Origin of the sequence: Leclercia sp. J807 (genome assembly GCF_009734465.1) — a bacterium.
In the GTDB taxonomy this organism is placed as follows: domain Bacteria; phylum Pseudomonadota; class Gammaproteobacteria; order Enterobacterales; family Enterobacteriaceae; genus Enterobacter.
Genome location: NZ_CP046446.1, coordinates 281786 through 295412, shown reverse-complemented (window position 1 = coordinate 295412; position 13627 = coordinate 281786). Strand labels below are relative to the sequence as shown.

Annotated in this window: 12 protein-coding genes; 5 read left to right on the top strand and 7 right to left on the bottom strand. The window is 58.9% G+C overall.

The features are described from left to right. Positions 1-17: 17 nt before the first annotated feature. Positions 18-332 (top strand): DUF485 domain-containing protein, encoded by a 315-nt coding sequence (locus GNG26_RS01365; RefSeq protein WP_103825415.1) that lies wholly within the window; start codon positions 18-20, stop codon positions 330-332. After that, positions 329-1978 carry a cation/acetate symporter ActP gene (actP, locus tag GNG26_RS01360; RefSeq protein WP_103177880.1) on the top strand — a complete coding sequence of 550 codons (1650 nt, stop codon included), beginning with the start codon at positions 329-331 and terminating at the stop codon, positions 1976-1978. Before GNG26_RS01365 ends, actP begins: the two co-directional genes overlap by 4 nt. Before the next feature lie 210 nt (positions 1979-2188). On the opposite strand, the gene GNG26_RS01355 is transcribed toward actP, so the two are convergent. After that, complete coding sequence (locus tag GNG26_RS01355) at positions 2189-3766, bottom strand: hypothetical protein (protein ID WP_156237526.1); 1578 nt, start codon at positions 3764-3766, stop codon at positions 2189-2191. A 45-nt stretch (positions 3767-3811) separates the two neighbouring features. Between GNG26_RS01355 and GNG26_RS01350 the strand changes: the two genes are divergently transcribed. After that, positions 3812-5107: a Gfo/Idh/MocA family protein gene (locus GNG26_RS01350; RefSeq protein WP_156237525.1), complete on the top strand. Its 1296-nt coding sequence runs from the start codon at positions 3812-3814 to the stop codon at positions 5105-5107. Between the two features lie 107 nt (positions 5108-5214). Then, a complete protein-coding gene (locus GNG26_RS01345; RefSeq protein ID WP_156237524.1) occupies positions 5215-6492 on the top strand; it encodes an ABC transporter substrate-binding protein in 1278 nt (425 codons plus the stop codon). Positions 6493-6576: 84 nt separating this feature from the next. On the opposite strand, the gene GNG26_RS01340 is transcribed toward GNG26_RS01345, so the two are convergent. Then, positions 6577-7266, bottom strand: a complete 690-nt coding sequence (locus GNG26_RS01340; RefSeq protein ID WP_114316142.1) for an LrgB family protein — start codon at positions 7264-7266, stop codon at positions 6577-6579. Further along, complete coding sequence (locus tag GNG26_RS01335) at positions 7259-7669, bottom strand: CidA/LrgA family protein (RefSeq protein ID WP_103177875.1); 411 nt, start codon at positions 7667-7669, stop codon at positions 7259-7261. Before GNG26_RS01335 ends, GNG26_RS01340 begins: the two co-directional genes overlap by 8 nt. 101 nt (positions 7670-7770) lie before the next feature. Here GNG26_RS01335 and GNG26_RS01330 point away from each other — a divergent pair, with 101 nt between their 5' ends. Next, entirely contained in the window at positions 7771-8655 is an 885-nt protein-coding gene (locus GNG26_RS01330) for a LysR family transcriptional regulator (protein WP_156237523.1), read from the top strand. Positions 8656-8733: 78 nt separating this feature from the next. Here the strand turns inward: GNG26_RS01330 and GNG26_RS01325 are convergent, their stop codons facing one another. The 4 genes from GNG26_RS01325 to soxR form a co-directional block, all read right to left on the bottom strand. Continuing rightward, positions 8734-10380, bottom strand: a complete 1647-nt coding sequence (locus GNG26_RS01325) for a Na+/H+ antiporter (RefSeq protein WP_156237522.1) — start codon at positions 10378-10380, stop codon at positions 8734-8736. A gap of 151 nt (positions 10381-10531) precedes the next feature. Continuing rightward, positions 10532-11881: a guanine/hypoxanthine transporter GhxP gene (gene ghxP / locus GNG26_RS01320; RefSeq protein WP_103825408.1), complete on the bottom strand. Its 1350-nt coding sequence runs from the start codon at positions 11879-11881 to the stop codon at positions 10532-10534. Positions 11882-12179: 298 nt separating this feature from the next. Continuing rightward, the gene (locus tag GNG26_RS01315; protein ID WP_114388177.1) at positions 12180-12851 is read right to left on the bottom strand and encodes a glutathione S-transferase family protein; all 672 of its coding nucleotides are present in this window, start codon (positions 12849-12851) and stop codon (positions 12180-12182) included. A gap of 275 nt (positions 12852-13126) precedes the next feature. Continuing rightward, the gene (soxR, locus tag GNG26_RS01310; protein WP_103177870.1) at positions 13127-13585 is read right to left on the bottom strand and encodes a redox-sensitive transcriptional activator SoxR; all 459 of its coding nucleotides are present in this window, start codon (positions 13583-13585) and stop codon (positions 13127-13129) included. Positions 13586-13627: the final 42 nt, after the last annotated feature.

Sequence of the window (13627 nt, the reverse complement as noted above, 5' to 3'; positions counted from 1 at the left end):
CCTCTGGAGATTCTGTGATGAATGACAATATTTGTCAGCAGATAGAGAACAGTGCGCACTACAGGGAACTGGTGGATAAACGGCAACGGTTTGCCTTCATTCTCTCTATTATCATGCTGATCATCTACGTGGGCTTTATCCTGCTGATCGCCTTTGCGCCGCACTGGCTGGGCACGCCGCTGCATGCGGGCACCAGCGTCACGCGCGGCATCCCTATCGGCATCGGTGTGATTGTCGTTTCGTTTGTGCTGACTGGCGTCTACGTCTGGCGCGCTAACGGTGAGTTCGACCGTCTGAACAAAGCGGTTCTGCGCGAGGTAAAAGCATCATGAAGAGAGTCCTGACGGCGCTTGCCGCCGCCCTCCCCCTCGCGGCAAATGCCGCCGATGCCATTGGCGGCGCGGTTGAACGCCAGCCGACCAACTGGCAGGCGATTGTGATGTTCCTGATCTTCGTGGTGCTGACGCTGTACATCACTTACTGGGCGTCGAAACGCGTACGCTCCCGTAACGATTACTACACCGCGGGCGGCAACATTACCGGTTTTCAGAACGGGCTGGCCATCGCCGGTGACTTTATGTCGGCGGCCTCCTTCCTCGGCATCTCCGCGCTGGTCTATACCTCCGGCTACGACGGGCTGATCTACTCTCTGGGCTTCCTCGTCGGCTGGCCGATTATTCTGTTCCTGATCGCCGAACGCCTGCGTAACCTGGGACGTTATACCTTTGCCGACGTGGCATCTTATCGCCTGAAACAGGGGCCGATTCGTACCCTTTCCGCCTGCGGCTCGCTGGTGGTGGTGGCCCTCTACCTGATCGCCCAGATGGTGGGAGCCGGCAAGCTGATCCAGCTGCTGTTCGGCCTGAACTACCATGTCGCGGTGGTGCTGGTGGGTGTGCTGATGGTGATGTATGTCCTGTTTGGCGGCATGCTCGCCACCACCTGGGTGCAGATCATCAAAGCCGTGCTGCTGCTGTTCGGCGCCAGCTTTATGGCCTTTATGGTTATGAAGCACGTCGGCTTCAGCTTTAATAACCTCTTTACCGAAGCGATGGCGGTACACCCGAAAGGGGAAGCGATCATGAGCCCCGGCGGGCTGGTGAAAGATCCGATCTCGGCGCTGTCGTTAGGGCTGGGCCTGATGTTTGGTACCGCGGGCCTGCCGCACATTCTGATGCGTTTCTTCACGGTGTCAGATGCGCGGGAAGCGCGTAAAAGCGTCTTCTACGCCACCGGCTTTATGGGTTACTTCTACATCCTGACCTTTATCATCGGTTTCGGCGCCATCATGCTGGTGGGTGCAAACCCGGCCTTCAAGGATGCGGCGGGCGCGCTGATTGGCGGCAACAACATGGCGGCAGTCCATCTGGCTGACGCGGTGGGCGGCAACCTGTTCCTCGGCTTTATCTCCGCCGTGGCCTTCGCCACGATTCTGGCGGTGGTGGCTGGCCTGACCCTCGCGGGTGCTTCTGCGGTCTCCCACGACCTCTATGCCAACGTCTGGCGTAAAGGCGCCTCTGAACGCGACGAACTGAAGGTCTCCAAAATCACCGTTCTGGTACTGGGGGTCGTCGCCATTCTGCTGGGGATCCTGTTCGAGAATCAGAACATCGCCTTTATGGTGGGGCTGGCCTTCTCCATTGCGGCAAGCTGCAACTTCCCGATCATTCTGCTCTCTATGTACTGGTCGAAGCTGACCACCCGCGGAGCGATGATTGGCGGCTGGCTCGGCCTGCTGACGGCGGTGATCCTGATGATCCTCGGCCCGACCATCTGGGTGCAGATCCTCGGCCACGAAAGCGCCATCTTCCCGTATGAGTACCCGGCGCTCTTCTCCATCGCCGTGGCCTTTATCGGCATCTGGGTCTTCTCGGCAACCGATAACTCGCCGGAAGGCAACCTGGAGCGCGAGAAGTTCCGCGCCCAGTTTATCCGCTCCCAAACCGGCCTGGGTGTTGAACAGGGCCGCGCGCACTAAAATCCCCTCCCCGGCCGCTGGTCGGGGATCACATTTTTTTCCCCTTCTGGTGACGTTTATCACGTCGCCAGAACAGAAAAAGCCGATGCGGATCACAGGCTTTATCTGCAATCCGCAACGTCCATCACACTTTTCCCGATTCCACGCCGATCCCCCGCATTCCCTACCCGCGGCATACAGACAACCCCGACCGCAGTTTTTATTCTTTAGTTACAGCGACTCGCCGAGGCTTCTGGCAAAGCACTCCAGCCGCGCCGGGCTCAGCAACAGCGGCAGGAAGAGCGGGCTGCTGGCGGGTGGATCTGTCAGCCAGCGATCCAGGGTGTCGCTGAAGTGCAGCAACCGCTGCTGATGCTGCTTCAGGGTATCGGCAGGCAGACTTTGCGGACCGTAGTGATCCAGCCACACGACGTCGGTCACGGCGGCGGCGACGTGAGAGAACATCTGGCTGTAGATCTCCGCGCTGCGCCAGGCGGCCAGCAGGATCGCCAGGGTATCGTCCGGGCAGGTCATACGCGGCATCAGTTCACGCAGGTTGTGCAGCGTACGTGACGCCAGGAAGCAGGCGGCCTCTTTTTCCAGCGCCACCCGTTCACGCTGCTCTTTGCCAAGAACAGGATCGTCGGCGGGCATCAGCGGCTTCCAGGCGTGCAGCCAGTTGGCGCTGCGGGTGTCCGTATGGAGCAATTGCTGCGCCTGGGCAATGCTCTCCGGGATCTGGCTCTGGTAGTGCAGCCGCCGTCCGAGGAAGTTTGGCGTTTTGCACAGCCAGTCGTAGCTGGCGTGGAGGATGGCCGAAAGCTGATGTTTGTCCGCCAAAGCGCGAAAGCCGAACTGATGGTGTTCCGCCCAGCGCTCGAAGGTAGCGGGCAGCGCGGCATCGGCGGCATGGTTGGCGGCAGAGAGGCCAAACAGGTTGATGGCGTTGACGGAGTCCATCACCCGGCTGTCGGGCAACCACTGCCAGCTCACGCGGGAGGTAATCGCTTCGATTTCGTTTTCTGTGGCGCTGAGCGCCCAGCTTAAGCGGCCGCCAATCTCATCGGCCAGATAGCACGGCAGTGCGGTCCAGCCGTAGCCGATACCGAAGAGATCGTACTCGATCCACTTTTTATGCCCCGGCAGGGTGGCGATGTTGGGATGGTTGGCAAAGCCGGGGTGGTAATCCAGCTCGGTGGCTTTTACCGAGGCGCGCACGTCGTCCGGGAGCGTCGCCAGAATGCCGGAGAGCTGCTGTCGCGGCCAGCTGTTGTCAATGAAGTCGCGCAGGATGAGCTTTTTTCCCTGGGCGCGCAGCAGGCTCCAGACATCATACAGGCTTTGCTGCCAGCGGCTGGTCTGAAAGTCTGGCGTCGTCAGGCTGAGAATAAGCCCGCCGAGATGGGGCAGCGCCTGTAAAAGGGGATGCAATATCGCGGCATAAAAAGGGTGCCAGAAATCGGGCGCGTGCTTTTCGTCGAACGTCAGTTCCGGAAATTTACGCTTAATAATGTCGTCATTGGGCGCGGCCTCACCCTGAAGCCAGAACGATAAATTATTTTCCGCCAGGTAACTGTCGACGCGTTTTAAATAGTGCAGGGCGTAATTTTGCTGATGAATAAGGTTCTCGACGTTGAGTTTCTGGCTTAACGGCGAGGGCGTCGCAAGTATTGAAAGCAGTTCCTGTTGGTGCAGGATGATGCCAGTGAAACCGTGCTGTTTCGCGCTTTTCACCCCCTGAATAAACCAGGGCCAGTGCCAGATAAACGTGCTGTTCAGCTCCATCAGTTGATGGGGAATACGTTTCATTGCGTCACCTGCTGATATTAATTCTGTTATTTAATCGAGGATGCCATGAAAAAATATGCTCTGGTCGGAACCGGCGGTCGCGCGGGTTTATATATTTCCGCCATCGGTGGCGCCTGGCGGGAAAATGCCAGACTGGTCGCGCTCTGTGATACTAACAAGACGCGCATGCAGTACGCCAATCAGTTATTAAAAAACGAAGGGGCGGATCCGGTTTCTACCTGGCAGGCGGCGCAGTTTGAAGAGATGATCCGCGAGACGCAGCCCGATATCGTCATTGTCACCACCATGGACCGCACCCATGATGACTACATCGTGCGCGCCCTGCACGCCGGCTGCGATGTGATCACCGAAAAACCGATGACCATCGACGAGCAGCGCGCCTTGCGCATACTCGACACCATTGAAGAGACGGGCCGCAGCGTGCGCGTGGCCTTCAACTACCGCTACGCGCCGCACCACAGTAAAGTGCGTGAGCTGCTGATGCAGGGGACGATCGGCAAGGTCACCTCGGTCCATTTCGAGTGGCTGCTTAACACCGAACACGGTGCGGACTACTTCCGCCGCTGGCACCGGGAAAAGCGCAACAGCGGCGGCCTGCTGGTGCATAAATCCACCCACCACTTCGACCTGATGAACTTCTGGCTGGGCAGCTACCCGGAACGGGTTTACGCCGAAGGCAGCCTGCAGTTCTACGGCAGAGAAAATGCGGAGAAGCGCGGCGTGACCCGGTTCTACCCGCGCGCCCACGGCTTTGCCGACGCGAAAGACGACCCGTTTGCGCTGCATATGGAAGAGAATGCGCAACTTAAGGCGCTCTATCTGGACGCCGAACACGAAGATCACTACTTCCGCGACCAGAGCGTCTTCAGCGACGGGATCACCATCGAAGATACGATGTCGGTGCTGGTGAAATACCAGAACCAGGTCCAACTCACCTACTCCCTCAATGCCTACCTGCCGTGGGAAGGGCTGAATGTGGTCTTTAACGGCACCGAAGGGCGTCTGGAGATGAAGATCGTCGAGAAGTCCTACGTCAATGCCGGGGGGGAGCGGGAACATGAGGGCAGCCTGGAGCAGTGCGACCTCACCGTCTTCCCGATGTTTGCCGAACCCTGGAAAGCGGAATTCAGCCTCGGCGAAGGGGGCCACGGCGGCGGCGACAACGCGATGCTGGCCGACCTGTTCGGCGAGCCACGCCACGATCCGCTGCAGCGCGCAGCGGACCACCGTGCCGGGGCCATGTCTATCCTCACCGGCATTGCGGGCAACATCTCCATGCAGCAGCAGCGTCCGGTCAACTTTAAGGAGTTTGAGCTGGTATCCCGTCTGACGAAACGCTAAGCGTCTCACCCCGGCGCGGCCCGCTGCCGCGCCGGAACCGCCGGTAGTATTGTGCAGTTACTCACCTGTTTAATAACAATATTTATGCCTCTGTTCCGGAGACAATAATGAAAAAACTCGTTTCAGGTGTTATCGCATCGCTGTTATTTTCCTGTACCTCTGTCTGGGCGCAAGCGCCCGTTGAATTACGCATGTCGTGGTGGGGTGGCAACAGCCGCCACCAGGCCACACTTAAGGCGCTGGAAGCCTTCGAAAAAGCGCATCCGGAGATTAAGGTGAAGCCCGAATACACCGGCTGGGACGGGCATCTTTCGCGCCTGACCACCCAGATGGCGAGCGGCACCGAGCCGGATGTAATGCAGACCAACTGGCCCTGGCTGATCATCTTTTCCAAAAACGGCGAGGGGTATTACGACCTGAATAAGCTGAAAGCGGAGCTCGATTTAAGCCAGTACCAGGCGCAGGATCTGCAATCGACCACGGTGAAAGGCAAGCTCAACGGCCTGCCGATTTCGGTCAACGCCCCGGTCTTTTACTACAACGACGTCACCTGGCAGAAAGCCGGGCTGGCGTATCCGAAAACCTGGGACGACTTTTTTGCCGCCGGAAAAGTGTTCCAGCAGACGCTGGGCAACAACTACTACCCCTACGCCATGGTCGATCAGGATGTCATTCTGCTGCTCAATGCGTACATGATGCAGATCCACCAGAAGTCGATGTTCAACAGCGATGGCACCTTTGCCTGGAACGACGCGCAGTGGGTCGAGGCCTTCGATTTTGTGAAACGTCTGAGCGATGACCACGTTCTGCCGTCGCCAAAGACCCTCTCCTCCTACGGCAAAGGCAACCTCTATGAGATGAAGCCGTGGATTAACGGTGAGTGGGGCGGGCTCTTCACCTGGAACATCACCATTCGCATGTTTGCCAACAACATGACGCCACCGGCGAAGCTGGTGCTGGGCGACTACGTGATGCAGCCCGGCACACAGGAGTCCGGGGTCTACTTCAAAACGGCGCAGATGCTGTCGGTGGCAAAATCCACTCAACATCCGAAAGAGGCGGCGATTCTGGTGAATTACCTGCTTAACGATCCGCAGTCGGTGGAGGCTCTTGGGCTGGAGCGCGGCATTCCGCTCAACAAGGCGGCGGAGGCGCAGCTGACGGAGAAAGGGGTGATTGATCCGCAGGATCCGGTAATTGCCGGGCTACGCCAGGCGCAGTCGCTGCATACCACGGTCGTCGCCACGCCCTATATTGAGGATTTACAGGTGATCGACCAGTTCACCTCGGCGCGGGAAAAACTGGAACAGGGCCAGGCACCCGCTCAGGTCGCGGCGGATTTCCGCCAGAAGGTGGAGCGGATTGTGCGCAGACTTAACCGTTAGAGTATTGCCCGGCGGCGCTGCGCTTGTACGGGCCTACGGTCTTTGTAGGCCGGGTAAGCGCAGCGCCACCCGGCAGAAAACGGCTCAGAACATCAACCAGCCCACCAGCGGGGCCACCAGCACCATCAACACGCCGGAGAGCATCATCACCAGGCTTGCCACCACGCCCTCCTGCTGGCCCAGCTCGTAGGAACGGGCGGTGCCCGCTCCGTGGGAGGCCGCGCCAAACCCGGCCCCTTTCGCCATCCCTTCGCGGATCGAGAGCCGCAAAAACAGCATATCCCCTACCGCCATGCCAAATACCCCGGTGACCACCACGAACAGCGCCACCAGATCCGGCTGTCCACCGAGTGGTTTCGCCGCCGCCAGGGCAAAAGGCGTGGTGACGGAGCGTACCGCCAGGCTGCGCTGGATCTCGTCCGACAGGGTAAACAACCGCGCCAGCCAGACCGAGCTGGTGACGGCCACCACCGTGGCGGTGATCACCCCGGCGGAGAGCGACATCCAGTGGCGTTTTATCACCGCGAGGTTATCGTAAACCGGCACCGCAAAGGCGATGGTCGCCGGACCCAGCAGCCACAGCAGCCAGTGCGCTTCGCCGATATAGTTCTGCCACGAGATATGCCCCCACACCAGCATCATCACCAGCAGGATCGGGGTGAAAACCAGCGGCATCAGGGGCAGTTTACGAAAGCGGCGGTAGAGGCGCTTGTTAGCAAAATAGATAATCAGCGTCACCACCAGGCAGAGGACGCTGACCTGAAAGTTAGTCATGTTTCTGCCTGCTGATTTCAAAGCGGTAGACTTTATCCACCACCCACGCGGTCGCGCCCAACACCATCAGGGTACTGAGTGCGATCACCGCAAAGATACGCCAGCCGTCCACCATCAGCAGCTGGACGTAATTGACCACCGCCACCACTGCCGGAACGAAAAAGAGCAGCATCTCCGCCAGCAGCCAGCGCGACCCCGCCCGCACCCAGCTGAGAGGAATAACGCGACAGAGGATCAGGCTGAACATCAGCACCATGCCGACCAGATTGGCTGGCAGCGGCAGATGGAGCCAGCGAACAAGGTATTCAGCGAAGACAAAAAGAGCGGCATAGAGCAGGACCTGAACCGGTACCTGGAGTCGTTGCACGACGGCAGGCGTAACGCGACCTAACGCCACGGTCATGGGGGATTTCCTCAAAATGAGACGGAGCGCCAGTATAGTCAGCGCCCGTAATTGACTGAAATGAATTAAAATCATCAAAGGTATAGTTTCGAGGAATAGTCATGGACATACGCACGCTGCGTTACTTTGTCGAAGTGGTCCGCCAGCAGAGTTTTACCCGCGCCGCGGAGAAGCTCTTTGTCACCCAGCCCACCATCAGCAAAATGCTGAAAAACCTCGAAGATGAACTCAACTGTACCCTGCTGATCCGTGACGGGCGCAAGCTGCTGCTGACCGACACAGGCCGCGTGGTGTTTGAACGCGGGCTGGCGATCCTGGCGGAGTTTCGCCAGCTGGAGGCCGAGCTTGGCGACATCAACCAGCTGAACAAGGGCATACTGCGCCTCGGCATCCCGCCAATGGTGGGAATGATGATGGCCGGGCCTATCGGCCTGTTTCGCCAGCGTTACCCCGGCGTAGAGCTAAAAATTTCTGAATTTGGCGGCTTAACCGTCCAGCAGGCGGTGATCAACGGCGAGCTGGATCTGGCCATGACTGCCCTGCCGGTGGAAGAGGATAGCGGTCTGACGGCGCTGCCGCTGTTCAGCCATCCGCTCTGTGTGCTGGTGCCGCGCTCCGGCAGCTGGTTGTCGCTCGATGTCATCAATCCTGAACTCCTCGCCGAGCATCCGCTGCTGATCTACAACGAAGATTTTGCCCTCAGCCGCCAGCTGATGCAGCTGTTTAACCAGCACGGCGTTAAGCCGCGCATCGCGGTGCGCAGCGGGCAGTGGGATTTCCTTGCCGCAATGGTGCAGGCAGGGGTGGGAATTGCCATCCTGCCGCAGCCCATCTGCGAACGGCTGGATAAAAAGACCCTGCGCTGGATCCCGCTCCAGAGCGACCTGCACTGGCAGTTGGGGATGATCTGGCGGGAAGGGGTTTATCTGTCGCACAGCGCTCAGGCGTGGTTGAAATGCTGTGAAGGGTTTTGGGTGGGAGAGTAGCGCCGGGTGGCGGCGTCGCCTTACCCGGCCTACGGTTTAGCAGGCCCGGTAAGCGCAGCGCCACCGGGCAATCAACCACTACGGCTTCTCAACCAGCAGCGCTTCCATCAGATCGAGATCGTGCAGCAGTTTTTGCAGCGTCTCGTTGCTGATCTCCCGGGTGGCGCGCAGATGATACAGCTCCGCACGTTCGGCGCGCAGGGCGGCCAGGCGGAAGCGACGCTCCAGGTTCTCTTCCTGCAGCGAGCTCTCTACGTCATTTCGGCCATCCGCGCGGCGGCGCAGGTTACCAATGACCCGCGAGCTCACCTCTTTCAGCAGCTGCGTATCGAGGTTCTCTTCGGTATCTGCGGCCATTCGCTCTTCCATCTTCTGGATGGTGACAATCGCCACTTCAGCGGTGGCCGCCCGGGCGATACGCGCCTCTTTATGCTGTTGAACGTGATCGCCCACTTCCATATGTTGCAGCAGGATGGGCAGCATCACCACGCCGACAAACAGCGAGAACAAGATCACACCCGCCGCCAGGAACACCAGCTCATAGCGGGCCGGGAAGACGTCGCCGGTCGGCAACAGCAGCGGAATGGAGAGCACACCGGCCAGAGTGATCGCCCCGCGCACCCCGGCGAAGGTGGAAATCAGCAGCTCACGAGTGGACCAGGAGCCAAACTCCATCGGTTTCTTTTTCAGGAAACGCATGCTGAACTTTTTCATCGTCCACAGCCAGCCGAAACGCACCAGCATCAGCGCGGCGTAAATCAGCACAATATCGGTAAACAGCATCCAGGTTTCGACATTCGGGTCGGCCTCAGCCGCCACCAGGGAGGACTCCAGGATGCCCGGCAACTGCAGGCCCAACAGCAGGAAGACCATGCCGTTAAAGACAAACTCCAGCATCGACCAGGTGCTGTTGGCGCGCAGGCGCATCGCCAGCGGCGCGCGGCGCATGACACCAGCACGGGTGATGGTCATCCCCGCCGCCACCGCGGCCAGAATGCCCGATACACCAAGGTGTTCCGCAATCAGGTACGACGCGAACGGCAGCAGGAATAGCAGCACGATTTGCGTGGCAGGCTCGTCGCCGCCCCAGCGGCTGAGGAAGCGCAGCGAACGGCCATACAGCCAGCTCACCACAAACCCGGCGAGGATACCGCCAATCGCCACTTTAAAGAATTCAACGGACGCTCCGCCGATGGTGAAGACCATGGTGCCCATCGCCACGGCGACGGCAAACTTCAGCGCCACCAGGCCGGAGGCGTCGTTCATCAGCGCCTCACCTTGCAGGATGCCCATGATTTTCTTCGGAATGCGTCCTTCGCCCACGATCCCGGAGAGCGCCACGGCATCGGTTGGCGATAGCACTGCCGCCAGCGCGAAGGCCGGTATCAGCGGGATCCCCGGCACCACCCAGTAGATGAGAAAGCCAATCCCCACCACGGTGACCACCACCAGCGCCAGCGCCAGGCCCAGGATCTCGCGCCCGTGTTCGAGGAACTCACGGGTTGGCGTTTTCCAGCCGTCGGCAAACAGCAAAGGAGGAATAAACAGCACCAGAAACAGTTCGGGATCAAACTCGACATGCAATCCGAACGTCGGCCACGCCAGCAGAGCACCGATGGCGATCTGCATCAGCGGCAGCGGTAACTGAAAGGGCAGTACGCGGGTGACTACCCCGGAAAGTGAGACCAGAAGGGTCATGATGAGTATTGTGAAGAAAATTTCCATGCGATCCCTGTTTGCGATAAATCTGTTCGTTTAAGCCATTGGCATCTTGCCGTAGTCTACCTTCCCCAGAGTAACGCATAAGACAACGAGATGTGTTCCGAAAATGAAAACGGGCGGCCTGAGCCACCCGTCTTTTTGCGCAGTTGACAGCTTAGATAGCCCAGCCGCCCGCGTAGAACGCCACCAGCGCCACGGCAATCACCACCGTACCGATGTTCAGCTTACGCCATTCACCGGAGACGATACGCCCGATCACCAGCGACGCGAAACCGATCATGATGCCGGTAACGATGTTACAGGTCAGCACGATAAATACCGCGGTGATCAGACCGGCCATTGCGTCAACGAAGTCGGCAAAATCAATTTTCGCCACGTTGCTCAGCATCAGCAGGCCAACGTACATCAGCGCAGGTGCGGTTGCGTACGCCGGAACCAGATAGGACAGCGGCGCGAGGAACAGGATCAGCAGGAACAGCACGCCGATGGTAATCGCCGTCAGACCGGTTTTACCGCCTGCCGCCGTACCCGCCGCCGATTCGATATACACCGCAGCAGGTGCCGCCCCGACCAGACCCGAGAAGACGCTGCTCAGGGAGTCGGTGGTCAGCGCTTTGCCGCCGTCGATAATCTGGCCATCTTTATCCAGCAGGTTCGCCTGACCGGCTACCGCGCGGATGGTGCCGGTGGCATCAAAGACCGCGGTCATCACCAGCGCCAGCACGCTTGGCAGCACGACAGGGTTGAGCGCGCCCATGATATCCAGGCTGCCAATCAGCGAGTTGCCGTTTTCGTCACTCAGGGATGGCATGGCGAATACGCCGGAGAAGTGAACGGCAGGGTCAAAAATCAGTCCGACAATGGAGACGCCGATGATGGTCAGCAGGATGCCGCCCGGCACTTTCAGTTTTTCCAGACCAATGATCACCGCCAGGCCAATCAGCGACATGATCACCGGGAAGCTGGCGAAATCACCCAGCGCAACCGGCAGACCGTCCAGCGGGTTTTTGATCACCAGGCCAACGCCGTTGGCGGCAATCAACAACAGGAACAGACCGATACCAATCCCGGTGCCGTGCGCAACGCCCTGCGGCAGGTTGCGGAGGATCCAGCTACGGATGCCGGTGGCGGAGATGATGGTAAACAGCACTCCCATCAGGAACACGGCGCCCAGCGCAACCGGCACGCTGATCTGCTGACCCAGCACCAGGCTGAACGCGGTGAAGGCGGTCAGCGAGATGGCGCAGCCGATCGCCAGCGGCAGGTTAGCCCACAGGCCCATCACGATGGAGCCGACACCGGCCACCAGACAGGTAGCGACGAATACCGCCGCCGGTGGGAAACCGGCTTTACCCAGCATGCCCGGCACCACGATCACCGAGTAGACCATCGCCAGGAAGGTCGTCAGACCGGCAACGATCTCCTGACGCGCGGTGCTGCCGCGGGCAGAAATTTTAAAAAAGGCGTCGAGTGAACCGCCGGTACGCGCAGATGGCGTAGACATAGAAAACATCCCCTGAAAATTATAATTGTCGTCTGTCAGCGTGACGGACACTCCACGACCCGCTAAACGTCATATCCTTGTGCTGCGTTTATGACAAAAAGGGGAGCCATAAAAAAAGCAAACGTTTAGCTTTGCGCTGACAAAACGGGTGTCGAAATGAAGGCAAACGATTATCCGTCCTCAATGCGGGCATTTTCAACTTAACTTTGACGTTTTTCGCCAAAATGCGTGCGAGGCGGTGAAGAAGTGAACAGAGTATGCGCAAACGTTATCGTGAATGCGCAATTTGATAACAATTTCAGGACCCGCCGGGGATTTCGAACGGCCCGCCCTGCTGGATCGCCCGCTGCCAGGCCGGACGCATTTCGACGTTTTTCTTCCAGCTTTGCAGGCGGGGAAGATTGTCTATGCCGCCGCGTTCCAGCAGGGCGAAGACCGGAAAGCTCATCTGCACGTCCGCCATGCTGAGATGATCCCCGGCGAACCAGCGATGCTTCTCCAGCGAGGACTCCAGAAAGCGGGCGTGCGTTTCCAGCTGGCGGTTAAGATAGGCCTTCTCAACCCCCTGCCCCAGCACCTTGCCGAGTGTCCGCAGGCCAAACGGGACGGGCGGTTTACCGAGGCTGGCGAAGACCAGCTTCATCAGCAGCAGCGGCATTAACGATCCTTCTGCGTAATGGAGCCAGAAACGGTATTGCAGCTTTAGCTCACGATCCTGCGGCTTCATCTGCGACCCGGGATCGTAAGTTTCCTGCAAATATTCGAGGATAGCGCCCGATTCCGCCAGGATCAGGCCGTTGTCCTCCAGCACCGGGGATTTTCCCAGCGGGTGGATTTTACGCAGCGTGGCGGGGGCCATCATGGTCTTATCCCGCTGATAACGAACGATCTGGTACGGTAGAGAGAGCTCTTCCAGCGCCCAGAGCACGCGCTGCGATCGGGACTGGTTGAGGTGGTGGACCTTAATCATCGTCATCTCCAGTTGGGCTTATCCACTAACTATAGAAAATTGCACAACCTGACAAAAAAATTTTGCCGAGTTTTTGCGCGATGAGGCTGGTAAAGCTAAGGCCGCGGCCTAGACTTAAAGTGTCAGCACAAGCCGGAACCTCCACCAGATGCTCGACTGAGGGGTGCTGATGTCGGGGGAAACCCTCCTGTGAACCAGCGGGATAGAGAGAAAGACAAAGACCGGGAACAAACTAAAGCGCCCTGTTGTGGCGCTTTAGTTTTTTCTGCATCAGGCTAGTCCTCTTCCAGCAGCCGCGCGCCGGTTCCCTGTTCGCCCAGCTTATCGCCAGGGTTTCGCAGCGGACAGTCACTGCGCGACAGGCATCCGCAGCCAATGCATCCATCCAGCTCATCCCGCAGCGCCACCAGGGTGTGAATGCGCCGGTCCAGCTCATCACGCCACTGGGAAGAGAGGGCCTTCCACTCCTTTGCGCTCAGGGTATGCCCTTCCGGCAGGATACCAAACGCCTCGCCAATGGTGGCCAGCGGGATACCAATACGCTGGGCAATCTTAATGATCGCCACATAGCGCAGCACGTCACGGGTATAGCGGCGCTGGTTGCCGGCGTTGCGGATGCTTTTAATTAACCCTTTGCTTTCATAGAAGTGCAGTGCAGAGACCGCCACACCGCTACGCCTTGCCACCTCGCCCGGAGACAGCAGCGGTTTAATCCGCGGTAATTTCTTTTCCATAAAACCTCTTTACCTCAAGTTAACTTGAGGAATTATACTCGC

Bases quoted from the DNA above. Each gene is read 5' to 3' on its own strand.
- GNG26_RS01365 (WP_103825415.1), top strand. From the start codon at position 18: ATGAATGACAATATTTGTCAGCAGATAGAGAACAGTGCGCACTACAGG.
- actP (WP_103177880.1), top strand. From the start codon at position 329: ATGAAGAGAGTCCTGACGGCGCTTGCCGCCGCCCTCCCCCTCGCGGCA.
- GNG26_RS01355 (WP_156237526.1), bottom strand. From the start codon at position 3,766: ATGAAACGTATTCCCCATCAACTGATGGAGCTGAACAGCACGTTTATC.
- GNG26_RS01350 (WP_156237525.1), top strand. From the start codon at position 3,812: ATGAAAAAATATGCTCTGGTCGGAACCGGCGGTCGCGCGGGTTTATAT.
- GNG26_RS01345 (WP_156237524.1), top strand. From the start codon at position 5,215: ATGAAAAAACTCGTTTCAGGTGTTATCGCATCGCTGTTATTTTCCTGT.
- GNG26_RS01340 (WP_114316142.1), bottom strand. From the start codon at position 7,266: ATGACTAACTTTCAGGTCAGCGTCCTCTGCCTGGTGGTGACGCTGATT.
- GNG26_RS01335 (WP_103177875.1), bottom strand. From the start codon at position 7,669: ATGACCGTGGCGTTAGGTCGCGTTACGCCTGCCGTCGTGCAACGACTC.
- GNG26_RS01330 (WP_156237523.1), top strand. From the start codon at position 7,771: ATGGACATACGCACGCTGCGTTACTTTGTCGAAGTGGTCCGCCAGCAG.
- GNG26_RS01325 (WP_156237522.1), bottom strand. From the start codon at position 10,380: ATGGAAATTTTCTTCACAATACTCATCATGACCCTTCTGGTCTCACTT.
- ghxP (WP_103825408.1), bottom strand. From the start codon at position 11,881: ATGTCTACGCCATCTGCGCGTACCGGCGGTTCACTCGACGCCTTTTTT.
- GNG26_RS01315 (WP_114388177.1), bottom strand. From the start codon at position 12,851: ATGATTAAGGTCCACCACCTCAACCAGTCCCGATCGCAGCGCGTGCTC.
- soxR (WP_103177870.1), bottom strand. From the start codon at position 13,585: ATGGAAAAGAAATTACCGCGGATTAAACCGCTGCTGTCTCCGGGCGAG.